This is a genomic window from Pseudomonas sp. GW822-FHT01E03 (assembly GCF_058802985.1).
On record NZ_JBXAOQ010000022.1, the window covers coordinates 1 to 13,960 of the forward strand.

Below are 13,960 nucleotides of genomic sequence, written 5' to 3' on the forward strand. Positions count from 1 at the left end.
CGGTTGGACAGTCACACAAGGGGTGACTGACGGTCCGCTATCGCGAGCAAGCTCGCTCCCACAATGTCCGGGGCTTAACTGACAGGCATTGGCCGAATAGGCGCCTTTTTTCATCACTGAGGCGGAGTAAAAATCCAGTCGTAATCGTCTGCTTTTGTCCGGTTGCTGCCTGTCGTGAAGGGCAGTAAACGACCCAACGCGGTCTCCGAAGAATCATGAAGCTGCCGCAAGAAGGACTTAGACGCCTTCAGCCCCTTGCCGCAGGACTTGTATCAGCTGTCCAACAACGTGTGCTTCGACGGCACCTTCACTTGCGCCCGCCTCAAAAGCAGCGCAACAAGCCGATGCGTCGCCGTTGCAGATACGGTAAACAAGGTTGTTTGGGTCTGATGTAATTTTTCGTGCGCGACGTATCTAGTAAATGTTGAGATGTTGAAGTTGCTAGGTAATTGCGGCATAGCTTTTGTTCTGTCTATTTGATGGAGTTAATATTGTGCATGGAGTGCTATATGAAAAAAACAGTTAATCATGATTCACTTTCAATAACGTCTGGGTCTCTGCCGGTTCAAGCTGCGGAAGCCTCAGTTTTTCCTTCAAGCTTCGATAGTATTTTGTTTTGGGATGGGGCTGTCCCGGCGGTTACTACGCCGTATAGTATTGAGGGCGTCAAAAATACCGGAAACGAATACCAACAATTAGTGGCGATATTTCTTTCGGTGCACGATCAGATAACGAATGCTTTTTCGGGTGGTGCACCGAATATTCGAGGTTATCTAGAGAAGTGCATAGTCGCAGGCATTGACTCCAAAAAGTTAAATGCGCTGGAAGCTGCCTTAAAAAAGAAAGTGGTCATCGTTGAGCTTTTGCAAAGGGTTACAATGCACGGAAGTTGGAGCGATGCAATATTGTATTTTGGCGTGGACGCATTGTCGCTAGACAGAGAAACAATTGCCCGGATTTGGGCAGGTAATGTGCAGTCAGAATATGATGATGATGAAGTACGACTAAGTTTTTATGAAGAATTCCTGTTATCACTAACTGCCGCCTACGTTAAACGAATTCTAATCGAGGCCGTTCGCATTTTGGAGGACGCTTCCGCAGCTGCAGACGCTGAAATCCGTCGCGCCTTGGCAAGGGGCGAAGTCGCTTACACCTACAGGTTGCCCATTGGTCATGGCGAAGAGGCAGGAACTGTGGCGGGTGCCATTGCAATCCATTTCACCGACGGTTGGACCTTCGGGTTGGTAATCGATAAAGGCATAAAGTTGTTGGCAGGGTTGGGGGAAGCACTAATCAGTCGGGCCACCGCTGTTGGGATCGGGGCCTTGTTCTATTCACCTGCACTTGCTAACGGCGAACGCTTTCCTGAAACCGCTCTCAAATTACCTGGTACCACTTTTTTACCAAAACTGCCGTCAAACCTGAATGAGATCGCCGCTGCCGAAGGAACCATTAATCTTCCTTTTCGGATTTTTGGCGACCTTAACCGATACACACTTGTTGCAACCCCGGCTGGGGGGAGTGTTTCGGCAAAAGTGCCAGTGCGAGCATTGGTGTTCGATCCAACGACCAGCAGCTACAGTTTCACGTCAAACGATACACCGCCCAATATCCTCAGTTTTCCCATTATTCACTTGGGAAGCAACTCGACAACTTCGCCTGCCCGACCTGCGCATGTACCGACTTACACTGGAGTTACTCTGTCGCCATTGCTTGTGCAGCCTGAAACCTTACCCGCGTCCGAATTACCCGATTTCAGGGATTGCATTTACTGTTTTCCGATTGAAAGCGGCCTGCCGCCAATCTACGTTGTTTTTAATAGTCCTTATGAAGGAGCAACCACAAGGGGGAAATACAGCGGTCGATTTTTCAATCCCGCCAAAGCTGGAGGCCCAATCCTCGATCTCGATTGGGCAAGTGCTACCGTGACTCAAGCGGGTATTGACCTGGTCAAATTGCATACGGGACGTTTCAGGCCCTCGGATGCCAATGCCATCATGGTTGATCGCTTGAAAAAAATTCTAATGGGTGAATTGGTAATCACAGATGTGGACAAACGCTTCTATACTCATGAAATCAGAGAGCTGGAACGTTTCAGAGCATTAGGTGTGGTTGACGGTGTAGATCCGAGTGACGAAGGTGTTATTTGGAACAATGCTCACGCCGCGACTCTGGAGGACTACAAAGTCAAAGATGCTTTTGAACTACTCTATACGCCTGATGCTATAGAGGCGTATCGAGAACAAAGTGAACGAGAGTACAAGGAACTTGGAGGGGTGAAATAATGAGCGTCATTGCAACTATCGTGCTTAACGAAAAACCTGAAGAGGTAATTCTATTTCTTACCAAAAATGAATTAGGCATTTCTTTACCTGGGCTTGACGGCCTTTATAATCTGGCTAACTGGGCGCATGTGGAGAACAACTTAGGGCTATTGAACCTTGTCAAGAAAATGAGTGATGCCGGTTTTATCAAATACAGTGGGACCGGAGTTGTGAGAGGGCCCAACTGGAGAGAGCCGGCATTCATGCTCGAGGGAAAATATACCTTTGATTGACAGCACCAAGTGCCTGAACGCAGGTGCCAGAGAACGGTGACAGTAGCCATCATTTCGTGGTCGTCCGGTTCCCTTGTCCAGTCGTTTAAATCATCGAAGGTTCCCAGCTTGAGCCGCTGCCGCAGCGGCTCTTCTCTTTGTTACGGGCATTTTTGAGTATCTTCGCCTAATTGGTTTTTCGCGGTCTCAAATCAAGGCTGACGGGTAACCCTTTCTGGACCAGCAATAAAACGGGCACCTTCAGCGCCCGTCCATTCACTCCGTCGCCTGCGCCCGCAACCGCCGACCAATCACATCCATCAAATCACAACCATCTCTCAACGGAATGGCCAGTAGTTTAGAAAAGTCGGAAAGCACCACCGTGTCGCAACCAATCTCAGCCCTGTAGGCAATATTCTCCAACACCTGCGTAACCGCACGAATCCGGTAATCCGCCACGGCTTGCAGCACGTCGAGCGGCGCTTCGGTATCAATGAGCAGGGAAGCCGGAACCAGGTCGATTCCGGTGAGGGGCATGTATCGATTCATTTTGAATGATCTCTGTTTGTTGGGCTCAAGGCCGTCAGTCGGTCATTCTCTATTGTCAGGTCGCCAAACCCGAATCGCCATTTGGGCGACGGCGCCGACTATAAGCCCCATGAGATCAGCGCGGGAAGGTGAGGGATTCCGAGCTTTGTGTAGGACCTTTGATGATGAAACTTCAGACCTTTCACCTCACGTCGCTGGAAATATAAACACAGACCTGAGATGTTCACGGCCCCTTGGATTCAGCCACCCACGCTATCCTTATTCATCGCTCCGGCCGTCGAGATGGACCTTCCCGAATGCAAACCCAACCCCAACGCCCCCTCTGGAAAACCTACCTGCTGTTCCTCGCCCCCATGGTCCTGTCGAACTTCCTGCAATCCATGTCCGGCACGGTCAACAGCATCTACATCGGCCAGATGCTCGGCACCCAGGCCCTGGCGGCGGTGTCGGGGATGTTCCCCATCGTGTTTTTCTTCATCGCTCTGGTGATCGGCCTCGGCGCGGGCGCGGGGGTGTTGATCGGGCAGGCGTGGGGGGCGCGGGAGACGCATCTGGTGAAGGCGATTGCCGGGGCGACGTTGTTGTTGGGGGTGTTGATCGGGTTGGTGGCGGCGGTGGTGGGGAGTGTGTTTGCGCGGTCGGCGCTGGTGGGGTTGGGGACGCCGGCGGATGTGCTGGACGATGCGGTGGCGTATGCCCATGTGATGTTGTGGATCATGCCGTCGCTGTTGGTGTTCGTGTTGTTCACGCAGTTGTTGCGTGGGGTGAGCGATACGTTGTCGCCGTTGTTGGCGCTGGTGGTGTCGACCTGTGTGGGACTGGCGCTGACGCCTGCGTTGATTCGCGGGTGGCTGGGTTTTGCGCCGATGGGGATTCAGAGTGCGGCGATTGCCGGGTTGGTGGGTAACCTGGTGGCGATGGGGTTGCTGGCATGGCGCTTGATCGGCAAGGGCCATCCGCTGGCGCCGGATCGCGAGTTCTTTGCGGCGATGAAGCTGGACGTGGCGATCCTCGGCAAGGTGCTGCGCATCGGTTTGCCCACCGGGTTGCAGATGGTGGTGTTGTCGCTGTCGGAGTTGGTGATTCTGGCGCTGGTGAACCAGCACGGGTCCCAGGCGACGGCGGCGTATGGCGCGGTGACGCAGATCGTCAATTACGTGCAGTTCCCGGCGCTGTCGATTGCGATCACCGCGTCGATCCTTGGGGCCCAGGCGATCGGGGCGGGGCGCATCGAACGCATCGGGCCGATCCTGAAGACCGGGTTGATGATCAACGTGTGTTTGACCGGTGGTCTGGTGGTGCTCGGGTACTTGTTGTCGAGCTGGTTGCTGGCGTCGTTCCTCACTGAGGAGGCGACACTTGGCATGGCCGAGCACTTGTTGCACATCATGCTCTGGAGCCTGCTGGTGTTTGGTTTCCAGGCGATTATCGGCGGCATCATGCGCGCCAGCGGTGCGGTGATGGTACCGGTGGCGATTTCCATTGTGTGCGTGGTGGGCGTGCAGTTGCCGGCGGCGTATCTGCTGGATGCGAAGTTTGGATTGCAAGGGGTGTGGATGGCGTTTCCGGTGGCGTATCTGGGGATGCTGGTGTTGCAGACGCTGTATTACAAACTGGTGTGGCAGCATCAGAAGATTGAGCGGTTGGTGTAGGCGGAACGCTGCGGGAGGGGCATGCTGTTCACTGGTCCCTTGCCACAAAGCCCCTCGCCACAAAAGGACGGTGTGACTGAAAAAGACAGGCGCCATCGCCTGGGGAGGTTTTCAAATGAGCCCCTTGTCCCATTCCATCCTGCAAGACCGACCAGCAGCCGGGCGGCGTTTGATTGAGCCGTTGCTGCCTTACGCCAATCGCCCCGACGTCATCGTTCTGGCCTTGCCCCGTGGCGGCGTGCCGGTAGCTTATGAGGTGGCCACGGCGCTGAAGGTTCGCCTGGACCTGATGCTGGTGCGCAAGCTCGGCGTGCCTTCCCACCCGGAGTACGCCATGGGCGCGATTGCCAGCGGTGGTATCCAGATTCGTAATGAAGAGGCGCTGCGGGTGCACCCGATTGATCGCGCCGCTTTCGACGCCGTGGTCGAACGGGAAAGCCGCGAGTTGCTACGCCGCGAGCAGGTCTACCGAGGCACGCGGCCGGCGGTGCAGCTCAAGGATCAGGTGGTGATCCTGATCGATGACGGCCTGGCCACCGGGGCTTCGATGAGGGCGGCGATCCAGGCGCTGCGGGCGCAGGCGCCATCACGCATCGTGGTGGCGGTGCCGGTGGCGCCGATCGAAACGGTGGAGGCGCTGCGCAGCGAGGTGGATGAGTTGATCTGTCCGCTGATGCCCGAGTGGTTCACGTCGATTGGTCATTGGTATATGAATTTTTCCCAAACCTCGGATGCCGAGGTGATCGACCTGTTGCGGCGGGCGTGGCAACGCGGGGAGTGCGGGTAGCGCTGGCGGCCAGCGGCAGGTGGTCGCAAATCAACGGGTGAGGTGGAATAAACCCCGGTTGTTTGCTTTAGTCCATCTGATACGACCCGACTTGTGCGGCACGCCAACTCAGGACGGGAGCCCTCCCGGAGAGCGTCATGAACCTTCGATCCACGCGTTGCGTCGCTCTGGCCGGCACGTTGGTGTTCGGCCTGGTGCCGTTTGCTGGAGCCGTGGAATACAAGGATGTGAACGCCAGGGCCAGTACCTTGAGCTTCACCTATGAGCAGATGGGGTCGAGAGCCTACGGCACCTTTGGCAAGTTCAAGGCCAAACTGGACTTCGACACCGATAACCCCGGCGCCGCCCATGCCGCGCTGACCATCGACCTGAACAGCATCGACGCCGGCAGCAGCGACGCCAACACCGAGCTGCAAAAACCGGCGTGGTTCGACACGGCGACTTATCCGGTGGCGACCTTCGAGTCGACGTCCATCAAGGCCCTGGGCAATAACCGCTACACCATCACCGGCAAACTTTCCCTGCGGGGGCTTACTCGAGAAGTGAGTGTACCGGTGCTGCTCAAATCCGAGAGCGCCATCGGCATCTTCGAGGGCCAACTGGTGCTCAAGCGTGACGACTTCAAGATCGGCGAGGGCGAGTGGGCGGACAGTGTGGTGTCCAACGAGATCAATATCCGCTTCCGGATGGTGGCGCCGCAGCGGTGACTGGGACCCCATCGATAGTTCGTCGGCCAATCATGTGACCATGCTGCCAGGGGGATGGAATGTGGTTTGTCTGATAGACCGAGGTGCCGCCATCGCGGGCAAGCCCGCTCCCACAAGGGTCTTCAGCGAGCCTGTAAATTATGCTCGACGCAGCCCCCCCTGTGGGAGCGGGCTTGCCCGCGATGGCGGTGTAACAGTCAATACAAAGGCTGAGATCCATCAGGCACTTTGCGGATAGAGCGGACAGTCAACAAAACCCACCTAGGTCCCACCGCACGCTGCACAAAAGAAAAACGCCCGATCCACATTGCATGGGCCGGGCGTCGATCAATCCGCTCTAGTTCGCCTTTATCGGCACCGTCACGGTTTTGCCGAAGGCCGATTTGATGGTCGCCGTCGGGCTAGGCGAGGGGCCGCTGCCGGCGGTTGTCACCGCTATGTTCCAGCGCGCGCCTGTCGGTGTCTGCGTCAGGACGGCGGCGCCAAGGTTCACCGTACCGGTTGTGGTGGTGGCCGTTGCCGTGATGGTATTGCCCGTGCCACGGGAGGTGGTGCCGGACAGGACCCAATACCAGCGGCTGTTGCTGCGGGCGGTGACGGTGGCGCTGGTGACGATCAGGCTCTCGTTGATAGGTGCCGAGACCGCCACGGACACCGTCGCCGGCGCCGACTCGGCGCCCTTGGCATCGGCGGCCCTATAGGTAAAGGTCGCGGTGAACGGCGCGGGGACCGTGGCCGGTGGTGTGTAGGTCACACGCAGACCATCGGTGCTGACCACGCCCTTGCCTGAGTCCGGTTGCTCCAGACCTACCACTTTAAGTGGCACGTTACCGTCAGGGTCGCTGTCGTTGGCCAGGACGTTGATGATCACCGGTTGGCCGGTGTTACTGATGGCGCTGTCGGCGTTGGCGACCGGTTTTTGGTTGTCGGGGTCCTCGACACGTTTATCGCCAGTGCGGAAGGTCGGCAGCGCGGCGGAATTGACGTAGGTGACGCCGTCCCAGCCGGGCAGGGGCGTTGGCATCAACTGGAACTGGCCCGGATTCTCGACATCCCAGCGCAGCAGCATGGAGGTATCCTCGTGCTGGGTGTTGTGGCAGTGCTCCATGTAGGTCCCGGCGAATTCGCGGAAGCGGATCGCTATCTCCACGTCCACCGAACTGTCGACTTCTGCACCAACCCGATAGACGTCCTTGCGCGCCCATTTTTCCCATTCCGGCGGTGCCTTGCCGTCGCGCTTGAGGACGATGCCTTCTTCAAAGTGCACGTGCACCGGGTGGCTCCAGCCGTTGCCGCCGTTGATGATTTTCCACACTTCCAGGGTGCCGTCGCCGGAGAACCCGGCAGCGGTCGGGCCGGTAGCCAGTTGCGGAGCGGCGCTGATGATCCGAGGGTCCATCTGGTAGCCGAAACCGCCGTCGGTCTTGATGGTCCAGGGTTCTTCGTCGGTGCCGTCGGAGCGGCCGAAGATGAACTCGCGATGGCGCGCCAGTTTCAGTTTGGCCTGCACCGTCGGATCGTCGCGGTTAAGGGTCAGCGGGATCATGCTTTTACCCACGGGCTTGCCCGGCTTGGCGGGTTCGTAGTCGGCGGGGTTCATGCTCACGTCCTGGCCGGCATAAGTCTGCACCACCATCTGCATGAACTTGCCCACCACCGGATCGCCGTTCTCCCATTCCAGCCCTTTGCTGCCCAGCTTGAGCACTGCCTTGTACCTGCCGGACAAGACATCGGCCAGGCTCTGCGATGCAACCTCCGGCCCCTTGCCGTCGTGGTGCTCCATCAGGTTGACGAAGTACAGTTTGTCGCCGGTCTTGATCCCGTATTTCGAGAAGTTGACGATGATGTCGTAACGCTCGGCGATGGCCAGGGTGGGCAGGATGGCGTTGTGGTCCTGCACATCGCCGTCGGCGTCCAGGTCCATGCTGCCGTCGAACGGCACGGCGTGCTCCATGAGGTTGCCGTCGTTGGCGATCATATGGAACGGCACGCGGGTGTAAGACAGGCCGGAGCCTGTCGGGCCGGGGAATTCGCCACCGGTGCCGACGATCTCACGCACCAGCGCGATCTTGAAGTAGCGCGACACCGAGCCATTGAGAATGCGGAAGCGATAGCTGCGCGCCCGCACGTTCAGGCGCGGTTGGTACTGCCAGTTGACCAGGATCTGGTCGCCGAGAAAACCATCGGTGTTGAACGGGTTGAACCACAGTTGGCCATTGGTATCCCAGGCCTTGTCGGCAATCATCAGGTTGACGTCATAGTCGCGGTTGCCCCAGGGCAACGCCGAACCGCTGGGCAGGCGCAGATTGACGCCGTCTTGCAGCGCTTCGTTGCCACGATCCATGGCGCTGTAGTAGTTCATCATCACCGCGTTGCCCTTGTAGACGTTCTGCGCGGTGAAATCGAGCATGTGGTCGTGGAACCAATGGGTGCTCATGGCTTCGCGCCAGTCGCCACGGATCTTGATGCTGCCGTTGTTGCAGGTCTTGAGGCCCGGCGTGGCATCGTTGACATACAGGGTTTCACCCGGGGCGCAGGGGAACGCCGCGCGCGGATCCTGAGCGCTGGTGTTGATGCTGTCGTAACCGGCCAGCTGGATCGGCCAGCGATAGTCGTAGTACTGCCCCGGAAAGAAAAACGCATTGGAATAGCCGTCACTTTCCGCCGGGACGTGGCCGTTGTGTTCGTGGGTGCTGAGGGTGTGTAGGCCGAACCCCATGTTGGCCGACGGATCGATCGGCAGGGCGTTGTAGTGGCGCATCAGCACCGGTTGGCCGTACCGCACCATCAGCAGTTTTGGCGGAAAGGTGCCGTCGAAAGTCCAGAGCGCCTTGTGGTTCTGAATCGGCATGTTGGGGTGAAAACGGGTGTCGATGCCTTTGGTGGTGCCCGCAATGATCGGGGTGTCCGAGGTCTGGTTGTAGAGCCCGCCCGGGCCGAACTCACCGACGGCGTAGTTGTGCAACTGGCGGCGGTCGCGCATGCCGCCGTTGAGCTTGGCGCCGGCTTGAGCGGTCTTGAAGGCGACCTGTGGGTAGAACTCGTTCCAGCGCTGGTGCGACCAGCCTTTTCCTGGCGGACGACCTTCGGCCGGCGAGCCGACCGGATGGCGGTTGAGGAAGGCTTCGATCTGCGCTTTCCACGGGTTGCGGTCCAGCACGTTGGAATACTGCGCCGGAAACGGGTACAGCCCCGGCTGGCGCATGAAGGCTTCCAGCGCCGCGGCCGAAGGGCCGCTGCGGGCGATGTTGTTCGGGTCCTGCGTGGGCGCCGGGCCGACGATCGGAACCGGGAAGGTCAGGGGCGGTGCCGGCAGTGTCGGGTCGAGTTTTTCCGTGCCGAATTCTTCGAACAGCAGCAGTTGCTGAGTATACGGCTGGGCCCCGAACAACGGGCTGGGCTTGCCGTTGGTGGGGATTTTGAAGGATGTCTGCAGGGCTGGCGGCAGCACGTTGTCGGTCGTTGGCGTGGTGCGGGTGCCGTACACACCATTGGGCAGGGCGTAGGAGCCCTGGTTGGTGGGAGGCATGGTCTCTATGGCATCCAGCGCGCCCTGGGGGTCGGCCGGCGGGTTGGTATACGCCGACGGATCTGTCGGCGGCGGCGGGCTGACATCGTCGAGCGGTGCTGCATTGACGATGCCGAGGCTGACGTTGATCAGCATCACAGCGGCGATGCCCGGTTTGCTGAAAAAGCCGAGCGATTTGAGGTCAGTTTTATTTTTCATCTTGTTTCCTCGGGACGCGTCGGTGTGGCTGACGTTTGCAAAAACGCTCGATGCAATAGGTGCGCCAATCGCGGGGAAATTTGGGGGAAACAAAAACCTGTTTGATATCAAAAGGCTGGCGGTTTGGGTTTTGGTCCTGATGGCGCAGTAGGTGGGAATCCTCAACGTTGGGGGCTTTCACCCACCCGTTCTCCCCCGTTCATACCCGAGGTCGGTGTGGTGGTAACCGCTTTCGCGAGCAGGCGAGCTCCCACAGCAGATTGAGGTGTGGGCAATACCGCTGTCCCCTGAAGGAGCGGGCCTGATCGCGAAGAGGCAAGTTCATCCAGCACAATGTGTGCCGGACTCACTGTTGTCGGCCTTGAAAATGATGCGCATGGCTCAAGGAGGGTGGATGTCTGTCCATCACCTTCGGACCGGACGTGCCGGGCGCGCTATGATAGGCGGCCCTTGCCTCCCGGAGCCTGTCACCGCAATGCCCCTGATCAGCCATTTCAAGACCCCGTGCCCCGAGCACATCAATAGCCAGATCCTGCAGATGGTGGTCGACAACCTGACCGACATCAGCATGGTCGCGATCCCGCCCAGCAACCTGCTGTACAACCTCTATCAATACGCGATCGGCTATGAGGTGCACCTGTATCTGGAAGCGCTGAACGGTGAAAAAGGCATTGCCGTGGAGTTGATCGTCGCCACGGACGAAGACGACCCGCAAAAGGTAACGGGCTTTGTGCTGTACCTGCCGGTGCAGGACGACCCCGAGGCCTGCGGCGTGGCGTACATGGCGGTGCAGGCCGAGTATCGGCGCCAGGGCGTGGCCCGGCGGATGCTGCGGGAAATGGTCGGTCGCTACCCCCATGCCGAGTTGACCTGCTCGGTGGCCAAGGTGCCGTATTTCGAGGCGATGGGCTTTGGGGTGGTGGGCGTGCGTGCGACCCAGGTGTTGATGAACACTCGCGACCACGCTACCGCTGGCTTGATGGCGCTGCTGGATGTGGCGTCGATCTACAGCTCGCTGGAAGTGCGGCAGATTCATACCTACCTGCTGCAAAAGCATGGCAAGAGGGCCATGACCGACGCGGAAAAACAGCGCGACCGGCATCTGGACCAGCTGACGCGCAAGGCCCAGGCATTTGTGCGGGGGCGGTTGGGTGACGATGCGGTGCCGGCCGCTGGCCCTCGGTTGCGCCTGGTCTGATCGCACTCTCCTGAACCCCCACAAATCCCCCTGTGGGAGCGAGCTTGCTCGCGATAAGGCCGGGTCAGTCGACATTTACTGTGGCTGACCCCACCGCTATCGCGAGCAAGCTCGCTCCCACAATGAACAGTGTTGGTTTGCAGAGGTAAAAAAAGAGCCTCAAAGCTCTTGATGGGGAGGAAGTGGAGCCGTGAGGCTCAAGATGCGCATGAAACAAGTGGTGAGCTTGGTAGGGGTTCAGTTCACTCACCACCTACGCAGCGGCTTGCGCAAGCAAGCGGCTGCGTAAGTTCATCCTAAAAAGACCGAGTGTTTCACTCAAGTACCGCTAGTCGCATCCCCCGGCCAGCCGGCGCGGCGCAACGCCTTGAGCAAGGTTTCGGCATCCAGCCCCGGCACCCCATGCCCATTGCCTTCGGCGGTGTCGGCGGCGAGCAGAGCATTGATGATGGCTTCTTCCACGGCTTCGGTGGCGGCCAGGAACAGCTCGCTGATGTGGTCGTTGTTGACCATGCTCAGATTGTGGGTGGTCGGTGCTTTCTTGCTCTCGTAGGCAGCCGGTGGCACGTGATCGTTACCGGTGGCGAAGGCGATGAAGATGTCGCCGCTGTGGTCTTCATTGCCGCCGCCGGTGCGGGCCAGGCCGAGGCTGGCGCGCTGGGCCAGGCGTGTGCACTGGTGCGGCAGCAACGGCGCATCGGTGGCCAGGCAGACCACGATCGAACCCATGCCCGGATGGGGCAACGAGGCCTTGAGGAACGGCGAATCGACCTGTTCCATGTAGCGCCCGACCGGGTAGCCATCGACGCGCAACTCATTGCGAATGCCGTGGTTGGCCTGGACAATCGCCCCCACCGTCCAGCCGCCCTGGGCACTGTTCAAGCGGCGCGACGCGGTGCCGATGCCGCCCTTGAATTCGTGGCAGATCATGCCGCTGCCACCGCCGACATTGCCTTCGGCCACCGGTCCGCCCGCCGCCGAACGCACGGCCTGGGCCACGTGTTCAGGTTTCACGTGAAAACCGTTGATGTCGTTGAGCAGGCCGTCGAAGGTTTCCAGCACCACTGGCATATTCCAGTAGAGGCGCCCGTCATCCGGCTGCTGCTCGCGGTCGAGCACGATCAGCGCGTCGCGCACCACGCCCAGGCTGTGGGTGTTGGTGAAGGCGATGGGGCTGGTCAGCAAGCCTGCCTCGCGTATCCACTCCAGCCCCGTGGCATCGCCGTTGCCGTTGAGCACATGCACGCCGGCAAAGCAGGGTTGCTGACTGGTGGAACCGGTGCGCGGTTCGATGACGGTGACGCCAGTGAGGATGTCGCAGCCATTGGCCGTGCGGCCTCGTACGTCGCTGTGGCCGACCCGTACGCCGGGGACGTCGGTGATGGCATTGAGCGGACCGGGTTGCAGTTGGCCGATCGGGATGTTCAGGTCGCGGGCGCGTGGTTTCATGGTTTTCTCATCTTCGATTCGTGGCAGAAAAAAGAATATTTGTTGGGCTCCACGGACACTGTGGGAGCGAGCTTGCTCGCGATTGCGATTTAACGTTCAACATTGATGTTGACTGGTCCACCGCTATCGCGAGCAAGCTCGCTCCCACAGGGTTTTGTGGTGTCCGGTCATTGACCGTTTTTGACCTTGCTCCAGATCCGCGTGCGCACGCGCTCGGTAGCGGGTGGCAGTGGCTGGAGGGTGAACAAGGTGGCCATGGCTTCGGCGGGCGGATAGACGGCCGGGTTGCTGCGGGTCGCTTCGGCCACCAGTGTGGTGGCGCTGCGGTTGCCGTTGGGGTAGTTGAGGTGGTCACTGACCGGAGCGATGACTTCGGCGCGCATCAGGTAGTCGATGAAGGCCAAGCCTTGTTCCGGGTGCGGAGCGTCCTTGAGCAGCACCAGCGTATCGAACCACACCGGCGCGCCTTCCTTCGGCAAGCTGTAGGCGATCTTCACGCCGTTGCCGGCCTGCTCGGCGGTGGATTTGGCTTCAAGCATCGCGCCGGACCAGCCCACCGCCACGCAGATGTTGCCGTTGGACAGGTCGCTGATGAACTTCGACGAGTTGAAGTAGGCGATGTGCGGACGCAGTTTCAGCAGCAGCGCTTCGGCCTTCTTGTAGTCCTCGGGGTTGGTGCTGTTGGGCGGCAGGCCGAGGTAGTGCAGGGCAACCGGCAGCATCTCCGACGGCGAGTCGAGCATGGCCACGCCGCATTCGCCGAGTTTCGCCAGGTTCTCTTCCTTGAACACCAGGTCCCAGGAATCCACCGGCGCCTTGTCACCCAGCAGCGCGCGCACTTTGTCGATGTTGTAGCCGATACCGTTGGTGCCCCACAGGTAGGGTACGGCGTACTGGTTGCCCGGATCGTTGTTGGCCAGTTTCGCCAGCAGTTCGGTGTCCATGTTCTTGTAGTCCGGCATCTGCGCACGGGGCAGGGGGGCGAGGGCGCCGGCCTTGATCAGCGTAGGCAAACTGAAGTTGCTGGCCACCACCACGTCGTAGCCGCTGCGGCTGGTGAGCAACTTGCCTTCGAGCACTTCGGCGCTGTCGAAGGTGTCGTAGACCGGTGCAATCCCGGTGTCACGCTTGAAGTCCTGCAGGGTGGTGGGACCGATGTAGTCGTACCAGTTGTACACGTGCACCGTCGGGGCTTCGACCGCAAAAGCCGACAGCGAAACCGCCAGACAGGCGCCAAACCCCAGATTGAAATACAAGCGGTGACGACTCATGATGCGGCACTCCTGGCCTGTTGCGGCCGGTGGTAATCAGGAGTTTGCAGCGTATCGACCGGGGTGGCCTTCACCCATTCCCAT

10 protein-coding genes and 1 pseudogene are annotated in these 13,960 nt (G+C 59.3%); 6 read left to right on the forward strand and 5 right to left on the reverse strand.

Annotated elements, in window-relative coordinates:
- Nucleotides 1-237: 237 nt before the first annotated feature.
- Nucleotides 238-372 (reverse strand): annotated as a pseudogene (locus tag AC1RP7_RS26995) (serine hydrolase); the annotation flags it as partial.
- A 137-nt stretch (nucleotides 373-509) separates the two neighbouring features.
- On the opposite strand from AC1RP7_RS26995, the gene AC1RP7_RS27000 reads away from it, so the two are divergent.
- Nucleotides 510-2,285, forward strand: a complete 1,776-nt coding sequence (locus AC1RP7_RS27000; protein WP_493180791.1) for an S-type pyocin domain-containing protein — start codon at nucleotides 510-512, stop codon at nucleotides 2,283-2,285.
- Complete coding sequence (locus AC1RP7_RS27005) at nucleotides 2,285-2,557, forward strand: hypothetical protein (protein ID WP_090456510.1); 273 nt, start codon at nucleotides 2,285-2,287, stop codon at nucleotides 2,555-2,557. Before AC1RP7_RS27000 ends, AC1RP7_RS27005 begins: the two co-directional genes overlap by 1 nt.
- A gap of 255 nt (nucleotides 2,558-2,812) precedes the next feature.
- Here AC1RP7_RS27005 and AC1RP7_RS27010 read toward each other — a convergent pair whose 3' ends face one another.
- Nucleotides 2,813-3,085, reverse strand: a complete 273-nt coding sequence (locus tag AC1RP7_RS27010) for a hypothetical protein (protein ID WP_493180792.1) — start codon at nucleotides 3,083-3,085, stop codon at nucleotides 2,813-2,815.
- A gap of 296 nt (nucleotides 3,086-3,381) precedes the next feature.
- Here AC1RP7_RS27010 and AC1RP7_RS27015 point away from each other — a divergent pair, with 296 nt between their 5' ends.
- The 3 genes from AC1RP7_RS27015 to AC1RP7_RS27025 all read left to right on the forward strand — a co-directional run bounded on the left by AC1RP7_RS27015 (nucleotide 3,382) and on the right by AC1RP7_RS27025 (nucleotide 6,231).
- Entirely contained in the window at nucleotides 3,382-4,737 is a 1,356-nt protein-coding gene (locus tag AC1RP7_RS27015; RefSeq protein WP_493180793.1) for an MATE family efflux transporter, read from the forward strand.
- A 115-nt stretch (nucleotides 4,738-4,852) separates the two neighbouring features.
- A complete protein-coding gene (locus AC1RP7_RS27020; protein ID WP_154862422.1) occupies nucleotides 4,853-5,524 on the forward strand; it encodes a phosphoribosyltransferase in 672 nt (223 codons plus the stop codon).
- 137 nt (nucleotides 5,525-5,661) lie between these two features.
- Nucleotides 5,662-6,231: a YceI family protein gene (locus tag AC1RP7_RS27025; protein ID WP_057714253.1), complete on the forward strand. Its 570-nt coding sequence runs from the start codon at nucleotides 5,662-5,664 to the stop codon at nucleotides 6,229-6,231.
- A gap of 337 nt (nucleotides 6,232-6,568) precedes the next feature.
- Here AC1RP7_RS27025 and AC1RP7_RS27030 read toward each other — a convergent pair whose 3' ends face one another.
- Nucleotides 6,569-9,958, reverse strand: a complete 3,390-nt coding sequence (locus AC1RP7_RS27030; RefSeq protein ID WP_493184008.1) for an Ig-like domain-containing protein — start codon at nucleotides 9,956-9,958, stop codon at nucleotides 6,569-6,571.
- 475 nt (nucleotides 9,959-10,433) lie between these two features.
- Here AC1RP7_RS27030 and AC1RP7_RS27035 point away from each other — a divergent pair, with 475 nt between their 5' ends.
- The gene (locus tag AC1RP7_RS27035; protein WP_493183220.1) at nucleotides 10,434-11,156 is read left to right on the forward strand and encodes a GNAT family N-acetyltransferase; all 723 of its coding nucleotides are present in this window, start codon (nucleotides 10,434-10,436) and stop codon (nucleotides 11,154-11,156) included.
- Nucleotides 11,157-11,474: 318 nt separating this feature from the next.
- On the opposite strand, the gene AC1RP7_RS27040 is transcribed toward AC1RP7_RS27035, so the two are convergent.
- Nucleotides 11,475-12,605 carry a DmpA family aminopeptidase gene (locus tag AC1RP7_RS27040; protein ID WP_218496324.1) on the reverse strand — a complete coding sequence of 377 codons (1,131 nt, stop codon included), beginning with the start codon at nucleotides 12,603-12,605 and terminating at the stop codon, nucleotides 11,475-11,477.
- A gap of 167 nt (nucleotides 12,606-12,772) precedes the next feature.
- Nucleotides 12,773-13,876, reverse strand: a complete 1,104-nt coding sequence (locus tag AC1RP7_RS27045) for an extracellular solute-binding protein (RefSeq protein WP_340313896.1) — start codon at nucleotides 13,874-13,876, stop codon at nucleotides 12,773-12,775.
- Nucleotides 13,877-13,960 lie beyond the last annotated feature (84 nt).